Genomic DNA, 14696 nt, shown 5'->3' with positions numbered 1-14696 from the left:
TGACCCGGGGCGTGCGACCAAAAGCGGACAGGGGCGGTAGCGAACGTGTTCCCAGACTGAGAACTCAGATCAGCTCATTTCTGAGCTGCCTGGGAGGCAGCGGGGACCGGGCAAGACTGGTGCCACGGGTGGCCACCGCGAACGGTTCATCCCCGCGGCTGCGGGGACCGGGCTCATCAATTATCAGGAGTTCACCGCCTTAGCGGTTCATCCCCGCGGCTGCGGGGACCGGCCATTTCAGCATGAGCTTGAGAAATTCAAAGACGGTTCATCCCCGCGGCTGCGGGGACCGGCTGAGAAAAACGAAGCAAATGAAAGCCGTGAAGACGGTTCATCCCCGCGGCTGCGGGGACCGGGTTGCTAAAGTGTTTCTGGTACTCGGCTAGGCCGGTTCATCCCCGCGGCTGCGGGGACCGGAACGCCGATCATGTCGCCAATCTGCTTGCCGTCGGTTCATCCCCGCGGCTGCGGGGACCGGTCCCTTGCGGGCCGCGTGCCACTGATCGGTGCCGGTTCATCCCCGCGGCTGCGGGGACCGGTTATTGATCCTGAAGATGATACTGATCAACTACGGTTCATCCCCGCGGCTGCGGGGACCGGTCATAGTCAAGCACCTCCCTTCGTGGTCTTTCCGGTTCATCCCCGCGGCTGCGGGGACCGGGTTGGCGGGATGGGCCTGAAGGCCGCTGATAGCGGTTCATCCCCGCGGCTGCGGGGACCGGTTGCTGCTGCCGCGTCCACATGTCCCAGTATACGGTTCATCCCCGCGGCTGCGGGGACCGGGTAGCAGCGAGTGGTAGCCCATAGTGCTCCGCCGGTTCATCCCCGCGGCTGCGGGGACCGGGAACTTTCACGCGACCATGGCCCAGACGTGCGCGGTTCATCCCCGCGGCTGCGGGGACCGGCTGATACAAGGCGCCATTGCCTGCAAAGTGAGCGGTTCATCCCCGCGGCTGCGGGGACCGGATATGGTATCTATGAGGAGCTTGTGTCGCTTGCGGTTCATCCCCGCGGCTGCGGGGACCGGGTCGTACTCCTCGGGGTGGTATAGTTTCTATGCGGTTCATCCCCGCGGCTGCGGGGACCGGTCGCAACTGGTGAAGGCGGGGACGCTATAGACCGGTTCATCCCCGCGGCTGCGGGGACCGGGGGTGGGCTTATCTGGCCCAGTAGTGGCCCAACGGTTCATCCCCGCGGCTGCGGGGACCGGGGATTCGGCCGGACTCGTTGAGTGTCTAAGTACGGTTCATCCCCGCGGCTGCGGGGACCGGTGCATCTCCTACGTTGGAATACTGTATATCAGCGGTTCATCCCCGCGGCTGCGGGGACCGGTTATGCGGTGCCCTTGATCAGCACGGTGAGTTCGGTTCATCCCCGCGGCTGCGGGGACCGGACGCCAAGGCTCTCCAGCGCCTCCTGTACTGGCGGTTCATCCCCGCGGCTGCGGGGACCGGTCGAGCTATGCCCGCAAGTACGCGCTCAACGGCGGTTCATCCCCGCGGCTGCGGGGACCGGAGCTCGCGAACCGCCTCGGTGACCTTCTCATCCGGTTCATCCCCGCGGCTGCGGGGACCGGCGCGTAACTGCTGCGCTCGCTTCTTCCTCTTCCGGTTCATCCCCGCGGCTGCGGGGACCGGCCGTGCGCTTGGGTGCGTGTTGTTTCGTTTTGCGGTTCATCCCCGCGGCTGCGGGGACCGGTGGCTCAGCAGCAGGACCGGCACCTTCAGATCCGGTTCATCCCCGCGGCTGCGGGGACCGGATCCACGGTGACGCTGTTGATGATGTGCGTGTCGGTTCATCCCCGCGGCTGCGGGGACCGGTCCTGTAGTGCTTGGGTCTTGGCGCGCAGGTTCGGTTCATCCCCGCGGCTGCGGGGACCGGTTGTCCTATAAGTGGACAAGGAGGACACACACCGGTTCATCCCCGCGGCTGCGGGGACCGGGGTAGCATCCCACGTTCTCGTTACATCCCCCTCGGTTCATCCCCGCGGCTGCGGGGACCGGAGTAGCTTTGCACTACCCTTGTCTGGTATCGACGGTTCATCCCCGCGGCTGCGGGGACCGGACACACCTTGCGCCGGAGAGGTCAATATCTAGCGGTTCATCCCCGCGGCTGCGGGGACCGGTCTTCTACAAGCATCTCAGCCATGAAGTGCGACGGTTCATCCCCGCGGCTGCGGGGACCGGGTCACTATCCAATGTGTATCCGCCACTATTAGCGGTTCATCCCCGCGGCTGCGGGGACCGGGCTCAGACCGCCAACGCGCTTCTATGCTGGATCGGTTCATCCCCGCGGCTGCGGGGACCGGTGCGCCAGCAAGCTGAGGAGGAATCTATATGACGGTTCATCCCCGCGGCTGCGGGGACCGGTAAACCATCGCCGGGGTTGTAAGGACGCAGATCGGTTCATCCCCGCGGCTGCGGGGACCGGCTCCGTCCGCTCCAAACACCTGCAGCTTACTACGGTTCATCCCCGCGGCTGCGGGGACCGGTAAATGACACTTGAGCCATCGGCGTCTAGCAGCGGTTCATCCCCGCGGCTGCGGGGACCGGCCATTCAGCCGCACCGTCGCCGATGCGGAATTCGGTTCATCCCCGCGGCTGCGGGGACCGGTCTTCGCCAAGGTAACGCCTTTCAAGCGTTCACGGTTCATCCCCGCGGCTGCGGGGACCGGTTTAAGCATCTCACCGGGTGAAGTATTCCAGACGGTTCATCCCCGCGGCTGCGGGGACCGGCGCCTCTTCCAATGCCTCGGCTTGCCATAGGACGGTTCATCCCCGCGGCTGCGGGGACCGGTTGCGACCCCATTCGTTGTGCCCCACCTTCGGCGGTTCATCCCCGCGGCTGCGGGGACCGGCTATAGGTAGCATCTGGCCGGGTATTATCCACCGGTTCATCCCCGCGGCTGCGGGGACCGGCAGTCACTGCCGTCATAGCGCTGAGGGAATTGCGGTTCATCCCCGCGGCTGCGGGGACCGGAAGGCAAACAGGAGGCCGCAGGTGGAAGATGGCGGTTCATCCCCGCGGCTGCGGGGACCGGAATAACTTGCCAGGCTACGGATAGCTACTATACGGTTCATCCCCGCGGCTGCGGGGACCGGCGTCATCATCTCCCGTTGGTCTCCGGTCATGTCGGTTCATCCCCGCGGCTGCGGGGACCGGGGTGCCATCAAGCAGCCAGCCGGCGATCACAGCGGTTCATCCCCGCGGCTGCGGGGACCGGCAAAACGAGCGTTTACCCGCTTTGTTGTTATCCGGTTCATCCCCGCGGCTGCGGGGACCGGCAGCGGGCGCGTCGCTGCAATGGGCGCTTAACCGGTTCATCCCCGCGGCTGCGGGGACCGGCATGCGTGGATCTACCATCTATGTCAACTATTCGGTTCATCCCCGCGGCTGCGGGGACCGGGTCCACGCTTCCAAGCTACGCGCTTTCCTAGCCGGTTCATCCCCGCGGCTGCGGGGACCGGAGCGCCGCCGCCTTTACCGCCACCACCTGAGCCGGTTCATCCCCGCGGCTGCGGGGACCGGATCTTCCATGGCATCGCCATCAATCGCGTACACGGTTCATCCCCGCGGCTGCGGGGACCGGGCCGTCAGTGTCGGCTTCGTCGGCATCACTTGCGGTTCATCCCCGCGGCTGCGGGGACCGGCGGCCGAGGACGGGGAGGCTGCCATTAGTCTACGGTTCATCCCCGCGGCTGCGGGGACCGGAGGCCGGATTCAGCGCCGAGGAATCCCTGCAACGGTTCATCCCCGCGGCTGCGGGGACCGGGCGCTTATAGTGAGAAGCTGCGCGGCGCATATCGGTTCATCCCCGCGGCTGCGGGGACCGGAATAACTTGCCAGGCTACGGATAGCTACTATACGGTTCATCCCCGCGGCTGCGGGGACCGGCATGCTGCGAAGCGTCGAGCGCCCCAAGGTCACGGTTCATCCCCGCGGCTGCGGGGACCGGCTGGGCAGCATGTATCGCTTTACTTCATCCGCCGGTTCATCCCCGCGGCTGCGGGGACCGGCCCCCGGCCCAATCAATTAGATCGTTATAGTCCGGTTCATCCCCGCGGCTGCGGGGACCGGGGAGTAGCACCGGCAACACTTGTGCTCGTGAACGGTTCATCCCCGCGGCTGCGGGGACCGGAGCGCCTTTGCCAGATCGTTTGTCTGCCATGCCGGTTCATCCCCGCGGCTGCGGGGACCGGCAGATACAGGGACTTGGACGCATGTATCGAGTCGGTTCATCCCCGCGGCTGCGGGGACCGGGTCCGGCGCTGTCCGGAAAAACGCATTGCCTACGGTTCATCCCCGCGGCTGCGGGGACCGGCTATGCGGAAGTCGAAGGTCCGCGGCGTATTACGGTTCATCCCCGCGGCTGCGGGGACCGGGGTGTGTTCATTTTCCTTCTCCATCCATACAGCGGTTCATCCCCGCGGCTGCGGGGACCGGTCATAGTCAGGTATTTCAATGTTTAATTCTTGCGGTTCATCCCCGCGGCTGCGGGGACCGGTGGTTAAGCCCAGCTATAACATCACGCATTGTCGGTTCATCCCCGCGGCTGCGGGGACCGGCTAACCCACGCTGTATTGCCAGCGTTCCTCTGCGTTTCATCCCCGCGGCTGCGGGGACCGGGCTATCAAAAACCGCAGTACCAGTCTTAACGCCGGTTCATCCCCGCGGCTGCGGGGACCGGGCATAGAAGCGCGTTGGCGGTCTGAGCCTTATCGGTTCATCCCCGCGGCTGCGGGGACCGGTATGCCTCGCGGAACTCTTTCGTCTGCATCGTCGGTTCATCCCCGCGGCTGCGGGGACCGGTCCTGCGCACTCAGTCCAGCTGGTGGTGGTTGCGGTTCATCCCCGCGGCTGCGGGGACCGGCAATTCGGATTCGGCGAAGAGGCAGCTAAAGACGGTTCATCCCCGCGGCTGCGGGGACCGGAGAGCGAGGCAAGGAAGGCACGGTCGATTTGTCGGTTCATCCCCGCGGCTGCGGGGACCGGAGCGGTTTACTAACCTCGAGCGCGTATCTGTTCGGTTCATCCCCGCGGCTGCGGGGACCGGAGAGGTATATACGACCGACACGACGAATACTTCGGTTCATCCCCGCGGCTGCGGGGACCGGATCTTATCCTCGACCAACTTCTTCGCTGAAAACGGTTCATCCCCGCGGCTGCGGGGACCGGGCGCCACGGCAACTGCCACAGGCCTGGTAGTACGGTTCATCCCCGCGGCTGCGGGGACCGGGATAAGCGAATTCCGTGGCGGTGATGTATATGCGGTTCATCCCCGCGGCTGCGGGGACCGGGCGGAAGAAAAGAGCGAGGTGTTCGCCGTGATCGGTTCATCCCCGCGGCTGCGGGGACCGGAGGTATCACCGATCTGGATGGTGCCATGGTTATGGTTCATCCCCGCGGCTGCGGGGACCGGACTAATTGTAGACAGTTGTTTACCTAGAAGAAAATCGCCAGCGGAAATACCACCAGCGATTTTGCTTACTTTTTAACCAGACTGTATTGTTAAAGATCTCGGAAAATCAATCGGTTGCCTTGGGCGGCAGAAAACGCACCAGCCGCAGCCCATCATGATCGACCGGTTCTCGCCGATTGGCGCCATAGGTCTGGAACTCGAAGCCAGACTCATGGTTGCTGGCCCAGGCCATGGCGACATTGCCCTCCTCGGCCAGCGCATCAATCTGCTCCCAGATCATCTCGCGAATGCGCTTGGTGACATCGCCAACGTAGACGCCGGCACGAATCTCCAGCAGCCAGATGGCAAGCCGGCCACGCAGGCGCGACGGAACTGCCTCGGTCACCACGACCAACATCGCCATATCACTTGCTCCGGTGTCCCTGGTCGCCGATGGATTCCGGCTCGGGAATGGCCGTCGGCATGGCCTCGGGCGCCGGGGGCGGTGGCTCGATCTCACCGGCCGCCAGCACCTCCTCAATCATCGGAATCAGCCGCTGCAGCAACTTCGTCTGCTTGAAGGCATCGCGACAGGCGATGCGCACCTTGCGCTCGGGCGCTACCGGGCTGCGAGCCGCGACACGAAAGGCCGCAGGCACGACGGTCTCGAACTTGACGATATCAGCGATATCGTAGACGAAACTCTGCGGCTTGCCGGTATGCAGGAACCCGATAGCCGGCGCGTAGCCCGCCGCTAGGATTGCGGCTTCACTGATGCCGTACAGGCAGGCCGTCGCCGCGGACAGGCACTGGTTCGCCACGTCCGAGGCATCCCATTTGTTGGGGTCGTAACGCCGCCCATGCCACTTGACACCATATTGCTTGGCAAGCAACTGATAAGTCTTGCGTACCCGAGCGCCTTCCATGCCTCGTAGTTGATCGACGCTGCGCCGTGAAGGCGGCGGCTCACCGAACCGCAACTCGAACATCTTGCGCACAACCTTCAAACGCAATTGGTCATCCAGCGCCAACTGCGCCTGATAGAGCAACTTGTCGGAACGCGCGCCTCCGGGTTGGCCTGCGCTATAGAGGCGAACCCCAGCATCGCCGACCCAAATCAGCAGAGTGCCGACGACCGATGCCAGCTTGACGGCGGCATGTGAGATCCGCGTGCCCGGCTCCAGCAGCAGGCAGGCCACCGAGCCGACGGGGATATGCATGCGCTCCCCATTGACCTCGTCAATGACGACGAACGCGCCGTCGCGCACATCGATCTGCCCCATGCCGACGAAGATCATCGACATGCGATCTTTCTCGGGGATGGGTTTGAGCGGAATGAAGCCCATGGCATAACTCCATTCAGCGCGGCGATACGCTCAGCAAACCAAACCCGAAAGCTTTACCCGGCCCAATACCCCGCTCAACAGCATGCTTGAGAGCAGTTGAGTCGCGGATACTGAGTACGCCTTCGAAGCAAGCTTGCCGCAATCGGATATCACCTCCGCGAACATCGAGCACATCGGTCGCCGTAACAAGCGCCGTGTCGACCTCGAAACCGGCCTTGGCCGCCTGGCGGTCAAGCCATTGGCACTGAGCTCCCTCGGAGGCCAGACCAAAGCGCTTGCCGCCCTGCGTCACGGTCGGATTAGCGAACAGCCGAAACCGATACCGCCGCTCTGCTTCAAAAAGCTGATCGAAATCAACGGACTTCGATTCCACTGGCTTTTTCAGATAGCCAGGCGCCTCGAGTGACGACCAGTCTGGCGCGCATGTTGACTGAACGATCACAACCGGCTCGCGCCATGCAGATTCCGGCTCTAGGCGCCAGAGAAAACGAGGTGGCTTATCTTGGTTATCGGCGACGAACGCCCGTACCAGAGAGCGGTGCATATCATAGGCATCAGCCAGGTCTCGCCGGGCGCCTGCGTTGCGCAGATCAAGCGTCAGTCGCGCGAGATACATCGTCACCTCCTGTGGCCAGATTGAAGGTTTTGACAAAACGCGGACCAAAACAGCGATCGGCGAACGGCGCGACCGGCTCGTCAAAACGCACAGCACCCTCGGCATTGTCTTCCAACACAACACGGTGAGTCTTACCGGCAGATGTTTCGTCGCTAGCATCTACGACAAGTGAAGGGGCACTCTGTAGTGCGGTAAGAAGGTTGGTTGTAACCAGGCCATCCGGCAGATAGACAGGGCGCGACGGCAAAAAACTCTTGCGGCCAAGGCTGATTGGCCACCAAGGCGAACGTAAGGAATCATGGATACGTGATAGCAGGGCGGTATCACCTTCCAAACCCACCAGAAATACGGCGTCAGAGAGATAATATCGCTGACTGACGACGGTTCGATTGAGGTTCGGCTTACCGGTTGACGCTACCACCACGCCAGTCGCCGTATGATAGTCACGCATTGGAATGCCTTCCCGATCAACGCGTACGCCCATGCGGAGCGCCGCGAGATCATCCACCGGCTCGGCGCGATCTCGGCCCAGCGCGGCACACACCAAACCCAGCACACCAGATTTAGAGGGCTCGAGTTGAGTGTCCCGTTCATCGAAGCGACTGGTCGTTCCCCAGGATTGCAGTGGGCCGGCCAGACAAAGTAGGAGCGTGGCCATGATTAGCCCTCCAGAAGGTCCGAAGCGACCTCGCGGACACGAGTGGCCAGCCCAGTCAGATTCGACTTCCGTTCGCCGCGGCTTTCAGGCCATTGCGAGGTCAAGTCGAGGTAGAGCCATCGGTCTTTATCGTCGCCGTACACCGCAGAGAGCTTCTGATCGGCTTCAGACAGACGCTCGACGGATTGCTCGGTCAGCGAGCGATCCATGCGGGCTGTCACAGGCTTTTCGAAAGCGTTGGCAAGGTTCATTGGCGCCAGGTATCGAACGCTGATGCCGATGAAGTCAGGCGCGTTATGCGCCGCAAACGTATTCTGTTTTCCAGTTGGCACAGCGCGAGCCATGGCAGTCACAAAGGCCTCAACTGCTGATAATGCGAGTTCCTGATCACCGTGAAGGTTTTCGACTAGTTTATTCAGGTCCAGCACCGCATATCGATAAAAAGTGGCCGAGTTGAACTCAATCTGTCCGATCATATCGGCCCCAGTTTCATCCGCCCCACCCTTGTCGTCGACCGCCGTGTAATAATCAAACTCACGCTCTACTCGATGCGTACTAATAGCATGAGCCACTTGGCAGGCAGCGTCCTGATTGGCCTGCGGCAAATCAGCGAGCATGCGACCAAACAGTGCGATATCCACGGCCTTGCCACCATCGAGCAGAGCTAAAGCCTTTTTAGTCACTTCCTTCGGTGCTGCAGACTTGCGCTCCTTTTTGCTCGCCTTTTCGTCGATAGCGGTGAGGTCGTCCCAATGCTCGTTGATCAAGCCGGCAAAACCTGCGATCTCCTTTTCACCCAAAAACAAAAGGTATTGGGTCTTACCATCGCTATCGACGCTCAGCCCGTTCGCGGCTAGGGCGCCCTCTATCTTCTGCGCCGCTTCTTCCGGGTCACGTTCAGCCAGCCGCTCGATGAGTAGCCTCTTGATGCGTTTGGTTCGTACGCCACGCTGATCCACCGGCAACAGTTCATGTTCTGCCGCTGCCAGCCGTGTTGCACGCTTAAAACACTGACTGCTAACGCGTGCCCGCCGGTGGCCTCCAAAAATCGCGTCTTTCGGTGCTCCGGTATCGTCGCGGTTAAGATTTGACGGTGCGAAGTTCTGGATAAGATGAAGTTCGATAAATGCCCGCATGATCATGCCTCTTTGGTTGGTGTCTCTTGCGATTCTGGATGGCTTTTTGTTTGGGTGGGCTGATAGAAGTCACGAGCCCATCGTTGTCGAATTCGATCCAGCCACGCTGGATCCACCCTCGGATTGAGCCATGTCGATAAATCAGTCAGCAGCCGGGCCGGGTTGAAAGCCACCTCCGTCGACGCCATAAGTCGCGCAGAGTGACGCAAGTAATCGGCGACGTTCTCCGCATCGGCGCCAAGCAGCGCGATAAATCGACCTTCGATATTTCCGCTTTCGCGCTGATGTGCCACGCGGCCTAGCGCCGCGGCAAAACTCTGGTGTTCCGAAACCCTTGGATTGAGTGCGACGATACCGGCTACCAGATAGCGCGCGCATCGACGCGAATCTCGAATGGACCAGCCAGGCGCGACGAACGGCTCAACAATAGGGTAAGCAGCGGGGAGATCGCCCGGCGCGAATGACAAGCTACGGCGCAAGGTTGCGAGCGATGAGCGGTCACGTTGTGTGACAAGCTTTTCGAGATAAGCAACGAAGGCGGCAGGGTCGCTATCGATACCGCCCTCTGCGAGCGCGGACTGGTAATAATCGCGCGCCCAAGTCTGTTTTACCTTGCTCATAGCCTGATCATCGTTCCAATGCCCAAGAAGCAGGGACAGATCATCAAGCAGCGTCGCGTAATCGAAACCGATCTCCTCGGAGACCAACAGGCTAAGTGCATGTCGTAGATGAATGACGACACTTTCTGCGTCCGTCTCCAGCAACGCGATAAAGCGTTGTTCGATACTGGCGCTTTCACGCCCCGCCGCTAACTCACCGAGCGCCGATGCAAAGCTCTGAGAAGCGATCGTAGAATGGTGCGCGAACAGGCCAGCTACGGCATAAAGTGCCAGCCGGCGCGGCGCGTCAACTCTGGTGCCAATACCCGTGAACCGCTCCACATAGGAATAAACGCGCGGATCCTCGCCGAGTTCAAACGACAGGCTATGTCGAAGCGCCGCCATCGCCCCACGGTTCCGGGACGCCAGCGTTTGCAGATGCGTAACGAATGCGTCGCTATGCCTTGCCATTATCGAGCCTCCTTGGACGCATTGAGAGATGCCCCCGGCACTTGCCTATTGAGAAGCGCACGAAAGCGTGGATAGAACTGGGCCTCGGCGCGCATTGCACGAGGTGTGCCGCCTAGTCCAATAATCATGCACTGCCAAGCATCGAACGCACCTTGGTGCAGAGCGTTGCGCCATTTCTGACCGGCAGTGTCGAAATCATATTCGCCAAGACGTGCCATTATCTCCGGCAGCGCGCGCTCGGCGGCGGCAAAATAGGTCGTCGCCAATGGCCCGGCGGCAAGCAGAGCCTGAGCGCGCTTGCGAGTATCTTTACTCGATGGATCAGGCAGTGTCTGAGTTAGCGTGCTTGTTGCTAAATAGCGGAGATCGACAAATAGTTTTTCCGCGTCAGCGACGAGCGTCTGCAGGTATTCCGCGCACTCCGGCTCGTTTAACAGGTTGGCAGGCAGGCGAAATTGCTCGATGCGCCAGCGAAGTAGTTTTGCCTGATCGCTCGCCATGCCCGCAATCAGCACTGGCTGAAAGACTGGATCGAAAGTTTCGACTTCGTGCAAAGCTGCAGCGTAATTGATCACGGGCGCTGGCCAGCTTGTTTCTCCTTCTTTCCGAGCCCCCGGAAGAATCGCCGGTAGATCGCGCCACATGGCACGCCCTTCGTGAAATGAAATACGCACAGGACCATTGCTTCCCGACCGGAAGCTAGTCATTGGATCGGGGGCATTTTCATCATCAGCCAGTGGGTATCCGACTGCGAAACGCAGCCAGCGGATACTGCCATCGTCTTCGCGCAGCAGGCGTACCGCACGGCTCTGACGGGTGTAGCGATCGTTCGGCCCGCTGGCCAAAACAGGGTCGCCGCTAAGTTGCGCGACGTTCAGAGGCTCACGTTCCCAGCTCGGCAGATCGGTGTCAGAGCCTTCCTGCGATGGCCGATGAAGACACAACGCCAGCGTCTGCGCGAGGTTGCCACCCACCGGAATCACCGCCGCCGTATTTGCGAGGGCACCAGCCTTATCGGAACTGCGCAGAGTTTTAACCAGGCCACCGGGTGTGAACTGAAGAAATCCCAGCAACATGCTGACCGCCTGCGCGGGCGTGATCGCGCTCGGCTCACTATCGAGGGCATGATCAAACACGACCGGCGTATTGCCGTTGGCGCTACCTAGCGAAATCTGTGTCCATGGCTTCCGCTTATCGCACGTTTCAACGGCCTCATCGAGCGCCGCAACTTGCATGAATGGATACTCGGAATGAAAAAGGTAAAACCGATCTTGCCAAGATTCCAAGTAGTCACACACAGCATCAACTGGTAGACCTCCAAGATACCAGCGAGCACGTTCAACAGTACGCCAATGGCCGCACTGCCGTGTCACCGCACGGTGCAGGATGGCCAAAAGCAGACGATATTGCGCGACGAGATTTGGCGGCGCCGTCTCTGCCAGCGCGGCGATCTCGTTACTTCGTTTATACACTTCACGCAAACCAAGCGAAATCACACGCCCATCGATCAGCCGCACCGGCAGCCATGGTTCGTCCAACAATGAATACTCAGCCATTACCCCCCCCCTCTCATTGATCCCTGGAATCGAGATATACAAGGCCTACCTCGGCATCCAGATAAATCGCTTGTCCACCGAACTCACCGCAGCCACTTTCCAGCGGCAACGGGTACAAGTCACGTAAAATCGGATGATCTGCAAAGGCCGCAGGCGGCTCGGACTGATGACAATGCACGACGACCGCTTTACGACTCAACCGAAGCTGGCGCCGGTAAAGCGCTTTGGCGGTTTCATCATCGGGAACACAACCTGGATCGAAAACGCAATCGCCGACCTTCCATCCCGCTTCCGTGGTCTCAATGGGTACCACAGAGACTGAATCGGGGCCGAGCCGAGTCTGGTTACGGATGCCTAGCTCGTCATCACCGCCATAGGGTTTATCGTGATACGCCTCTAGCGGATCAGCCTCGATATCGATCGCGATATTTACAGCGAGCTGTCGTTTACTCGTTTCTTCGCCCAAGTGGTTGACGTAGGCTTCCATTTCAATGAAGTCATTGATCGCCTCAGGCACATCCGGCGGTAGCTCCGCATTGCTATACACCTTCTGTACCAAACGATCGATGTCCACCGGCAACTGCAGTCTCTCCTCATCGCGCAGAAAGGCCCAGGTTCGGCCAAGCCAGTAGGGTGCGTAGACATAGCCCCAAGCAGTTTCCTCCAGAGAGGGCAAGCGATCACGCTCCAACCCAGCCACCCATAAACGTGGCCGATCATGATGAGGCGGGCGGTGGCGCTGGTGTCGATGCATACGACCCGCGCGCTGTAGAAGAAGATCGACAGGCGCGAGATCGCTAAGCATAAAATCGAAGTCTAGGTCTAGAGACTGTTCTGCAACCTGGGTGGCGATCATCAAAGCCGACTCAGGGCGATTGTCGTCACCTTCCCCAAAATGACTCAGTACCTCTCTCTCACGCTGACCTCTTTCATCGGCTGGGTAGCGCGCATGGAACAGAACGAGTTTTAGATCGTCTCGCACTTCGGGGTAATCGGGGTCGTCGCGCAGCGCTTTCAACATCCGATAAAGCGATTGGGCGCGATACACTGTGTTGACAATGATCGCGCCGCAGCCACCATCAACTACTAATGCTGTTGCTTGTCCCGCAAGCGCCTCCAGAGACTCATTAAGGCGATGCAACTCAATGGGATCAAGCTCTCTTGCCTGGACGTGTTGCCCACGAGGCTTTCCATCATCGACAAGGATGACACGCGGGTACTCGAGTGTAGGTAGGTCATCAGGAGATGCGCCCCAAGCGGCGATCAGCTCGTCGCGCATCTTGCGCGGCAAGGTAGCGCTCATCAATACCACAGAGCTTCCCATCGCCTTGAGCCAACGCAACAACGCCGCGATCAAGCCACCAGTATAGGTGTCATAGGCATGCACCTCATCGAAAACCACCACGCGATTGCCGAGCCCCCAGAGGCGCACGAAGTGATGTTTGACGTTGAGTGTGGCCAACAACGCCTGATCGACAGTTCCCACGCCGTTGGCCGAAAGCAACGGGCGCCGTCGCTGCGAGAACCAGGCCGAGGCCGAAAGTGCCTCTTGCCGACTGTGCGACACACCACGAAGATGGCGTATCTCTTCGTTCATCGCAGCACCACCGTGCACGAGCTGGATATCCGCTGAGCCCCGGACGAACCCTTCAAGGAACCGCCGCGTGCGCGTAAACAGTGCGTTACCTGTCGCCTGCGTCGGCATCGCCAGATACAGGCCGCGATGCTGGTTGGCAGCCTGCAGGCGCAGATGTGCAAGAAACGCCAGTTCAGTCTTTCCCTCGCCCATCGGCGCCTCGACCAACAATAGCGACGGGCCTTGGGCAGACTGCAAGAGCTCATCCCCCTTTTCCTGCAACGGCCTCGGCGCCGTCGGTTCTCCGCGTATAGTGCTGAGCAGTTCCGCCGTTGTCGCCTGCCAGTCGAGCAGCTTCTCGGCAGACGCCCAACCGGCAATCTTCAAGGCCCGCTCGGCTAGACGGAGCGCGTCGGCGTAATACGCTTTCAGTTCATCATGGCGTTCCCCCAGCGGGAACCAATCAGGATTGGAGGCAATCCAGTCGGAGGCGCTGGTTAACCCGGCGAGCCAGTTCACAGCTACGAGATCGAGTTCGACAGGAGTTATGTCTCCTGGAGGCGATAACACCTCCCAGTAGGCTGACAGAACCTGGTTACGGGCCAAGGACCAGCCCAGAGGCTCACCGATAGGCCGCCCTGCTCGTCGCTCACCAGCAGAGAAGTGCCGGCCGTGATGCGCACTAACTGCCTGCACGACCGCTCTAATCCACCCATGATTGGCACCAAGACGCGTATAAAGCGGTTGCGAAAGCAGAGCCGCAGTGGACTGCGAGTGGTTAGACATACGGCAAGCGCTCTCCGGAAAGCCTAAACCCAAGCGCTCAATCGCCTCGCGCCCAGCAGGCCATTTGGCCGCAAACCCTGGAGTAGCCTTACCGAAGTCGTGCAACCCAGCAACCGCCGCAACCCAGCGAACGCAAGATTCACGCGGCAAACCGAAAACGCGAGCGGCCCACTCCCTTGTTGACTCAGGTTCAAGCAACAGCAACGTCTCGACCACCGCAGCTACATCCAGCAAATGCGCAAGAAGGTTATGGCCAACACCATCTTTATAACCGCTTTTCGACCAGATGCTGCGCGCGGCAGGGTCGAGGTTGGAGAACGTCTTACTTGGCATATCGTTCACAAGCATTCCTTTTATGTGGCGGCCCTTGCTTCCCTGTGCCTCCACACATCTAAGCATCCCACCTTGCCGACCGCCACCCCTGTTCATCCAACCACGCTACTCTTCAACCCGGTGCTGACTTAGGTCATGCTGGGTATCTCACCTCGAGAGAAAGGAATCTTGCCATGCCCGATGCCACGGCGCTGGCCTGGGACACCCTGGCCCGCTACCGC

General features: G+C 60.8%; 8 protein-coding genes and 1 CRISPR repeat array. All 8 genes read right to left on the bottom strand.

Going from position 1 to position 14696, the window contains the following annotated elements:
• Window positions 1-81 precede the first annotated feature (81 nt).
• Window positions 82-5419: direct repeats of the CRISPR family, unit length 29 nt; unit sequence CGGTTCATCCCCGCGGCTGCGGGGACCGG.
• 106 nt (window positions 5420-5525) lie between these two features.
• Genes cas2e through cas3 form a run of 8 tightly spaced genes read right to left on the bottom strand, consistent with a single transcriptional unit; the run spans window position 5526 to window position 14475 of the window.
• A complete protein-coding gene (gene cas2e / locus ACESMD_RS13610; RefSeq protein ID WP_372614041.1) occupies window positions 5526-5822 on the bottom strand; it encodes a type I-E CRISPR-associated endoribonuclease Cas2e in 297 nt (98 codons plus the stop codon).
• 1 nt (window position 5823) lies between these two features.
• Window positions 5824-6744, bottom strand: coding sequence for a type I-E CRISPR-associated endonuclease Cas1e (gene cas1e, locus ACESMD_RS13605; RefSeq protein ID WP_372614039.1), 921 nt, complete (start codon window positions 6742-6744; stop codon window positions 5824-5826).
• A gap of 13 nt (window positions 6745-6757) precedes the next feature.
• Complete coding sequence (gene cas6e, locus ACESMD_RS13600; RefSeq protein ID WP_372614037.1) at window positions 6758-7360, bottom strand: type I-E CRISPR-associated protein Cas6/Cse3/CasE; 603 nt, start codon at window positions 7358-7360, stop codon at window positions 6758-6760.
• On the bottom strand, window positions 7335-8018 hold the full coding sequence (gene cas5e / locus ACESMD_RS13595) for a type I-E CRISPR-associated protein Cas5/CasD (protein WP_372614035.1): 684 nt from the start codon (window positions 8016-8018) through the stop codon (window positions 7335-7337). The genes cas6e and cas5e overlap by 26 nt, the downstream gene beginning before the upstream one ends.
• Window positions 8019-8020: 2 nt before the next feature.
• Window positions 8021-9154, bottom strand: coding sequence for a type I-E CRISPR-associated protein Cas7/Cse4/CasC (gene cas7e / locus ACESMD_RS13590; protein ID WP_372614033.1), 1134 nt, complete (start codon window positions 9152-9154; stop codon window positions 8021-8023).
• Between the two features lie 2 nt (window positions 9155-9156).
• Complete coding sequence (casB, locus tag ACESMD_RS13585) at window positions 9157-10224, bottom strand: type I-E CRISPR-associated protein Cse2/CasB (RefSeq protein ID WP_372614031.1); 1068 nt, start codon at window positions 10222-10224, stop codon at window positions 9157-9159.
• Complete coding sequence (gene casA / locus ACESMD_RS13580; RefSeq protein ID WP_372614029.1) at window positions 10224-11780, bottom strand: type I-E CRISPR-associated protein Cse1/CasA; 1557 nt, start codon at window positions 11778-11780, stop codon at window positions 10224-10226. Before casA ends, casB begins: the two co-directional genes overlap by 1 nt.
• A 13-nt stretch (window positions 11781-11793) precedes the next feature.
• A complete protein-coding gene (gene cas3 / locus ACESMD_RS13575; RefSeq protein WP_372614043.1) occupies window positions 11794-14475 on the bottom strand; it encodes a CRISPR-associated helicase Cas3' in 2682 nt (893 codons plus the stop codon).
• Window positions 14476-14696: the final 221 nt, after the last annotated feature.

The organism is Halomonas sp. (genome assembly GCF_041689495.1).
Lineage (GTDB): Bacteria > Pseudomonadota > Gammaproteobacteria > Pseudomonadales > Halomonadaceae > Halomonas.
The sequence above is the reverse complement of the archived record's forward strand: the minus strand, read 5'-3'. Positions and strand labels throughout refer to the sequence as shown.

Coding starts and splice junctions, on each gene's coding strand:
- casA (WP_372614029.1), bottom strand. CDS start 11,780: ATGGCTGAGTATTCATTGTTGGACGAACCATGGCTGCCGGTGCGGCTG.
- cas2e (WP_372614041.1), bottom strand. CDS start 5,822: ATGGCGATGTTGGTCGTGGTGACCGAGGCAGTTCCGTCGCGCCTGCGT.
- casB (WP_372614031.1), bottom strand. CDS start 10,224: ATGGCAAGGCATAGCGACGCATTCGTTACGCATCTGCAAACGCTGGCG.
- cas3 (WP_372614043.1), bottom strand. CDS start 14,475: ATGCCAAGTAAGACGTTCTCCAACCTCGACCCTGCCGCGCGCAGCATC.
- cas1e (WP_372614039.1), bottom strand. CDS start 6,744: ATGGGCTTCATTCCGCTCAAACCCATCCCCGAGAAAGATCGCATGTCG.
- cas7e (WP_372614033.1), bottom strand. CDS start 9,154: ATGCGGGCATTTATCGAACTTCATCTTATCCAGAACTTCGCACCGTCA.
- cas5e (WP_372614035.1), bottom strand. CDS start 8,018: ATGGCCACGCTCCTACTTTGTCTGGCCGGCCCACTGCAATCCTGGGGA.
- cas6e (WP_372614037.1), bottom strand. CDS start 7,360: ATGTATCTCGCGCGACTGACGCTTGATCTGCGCAACGCAGGCGCCCGG.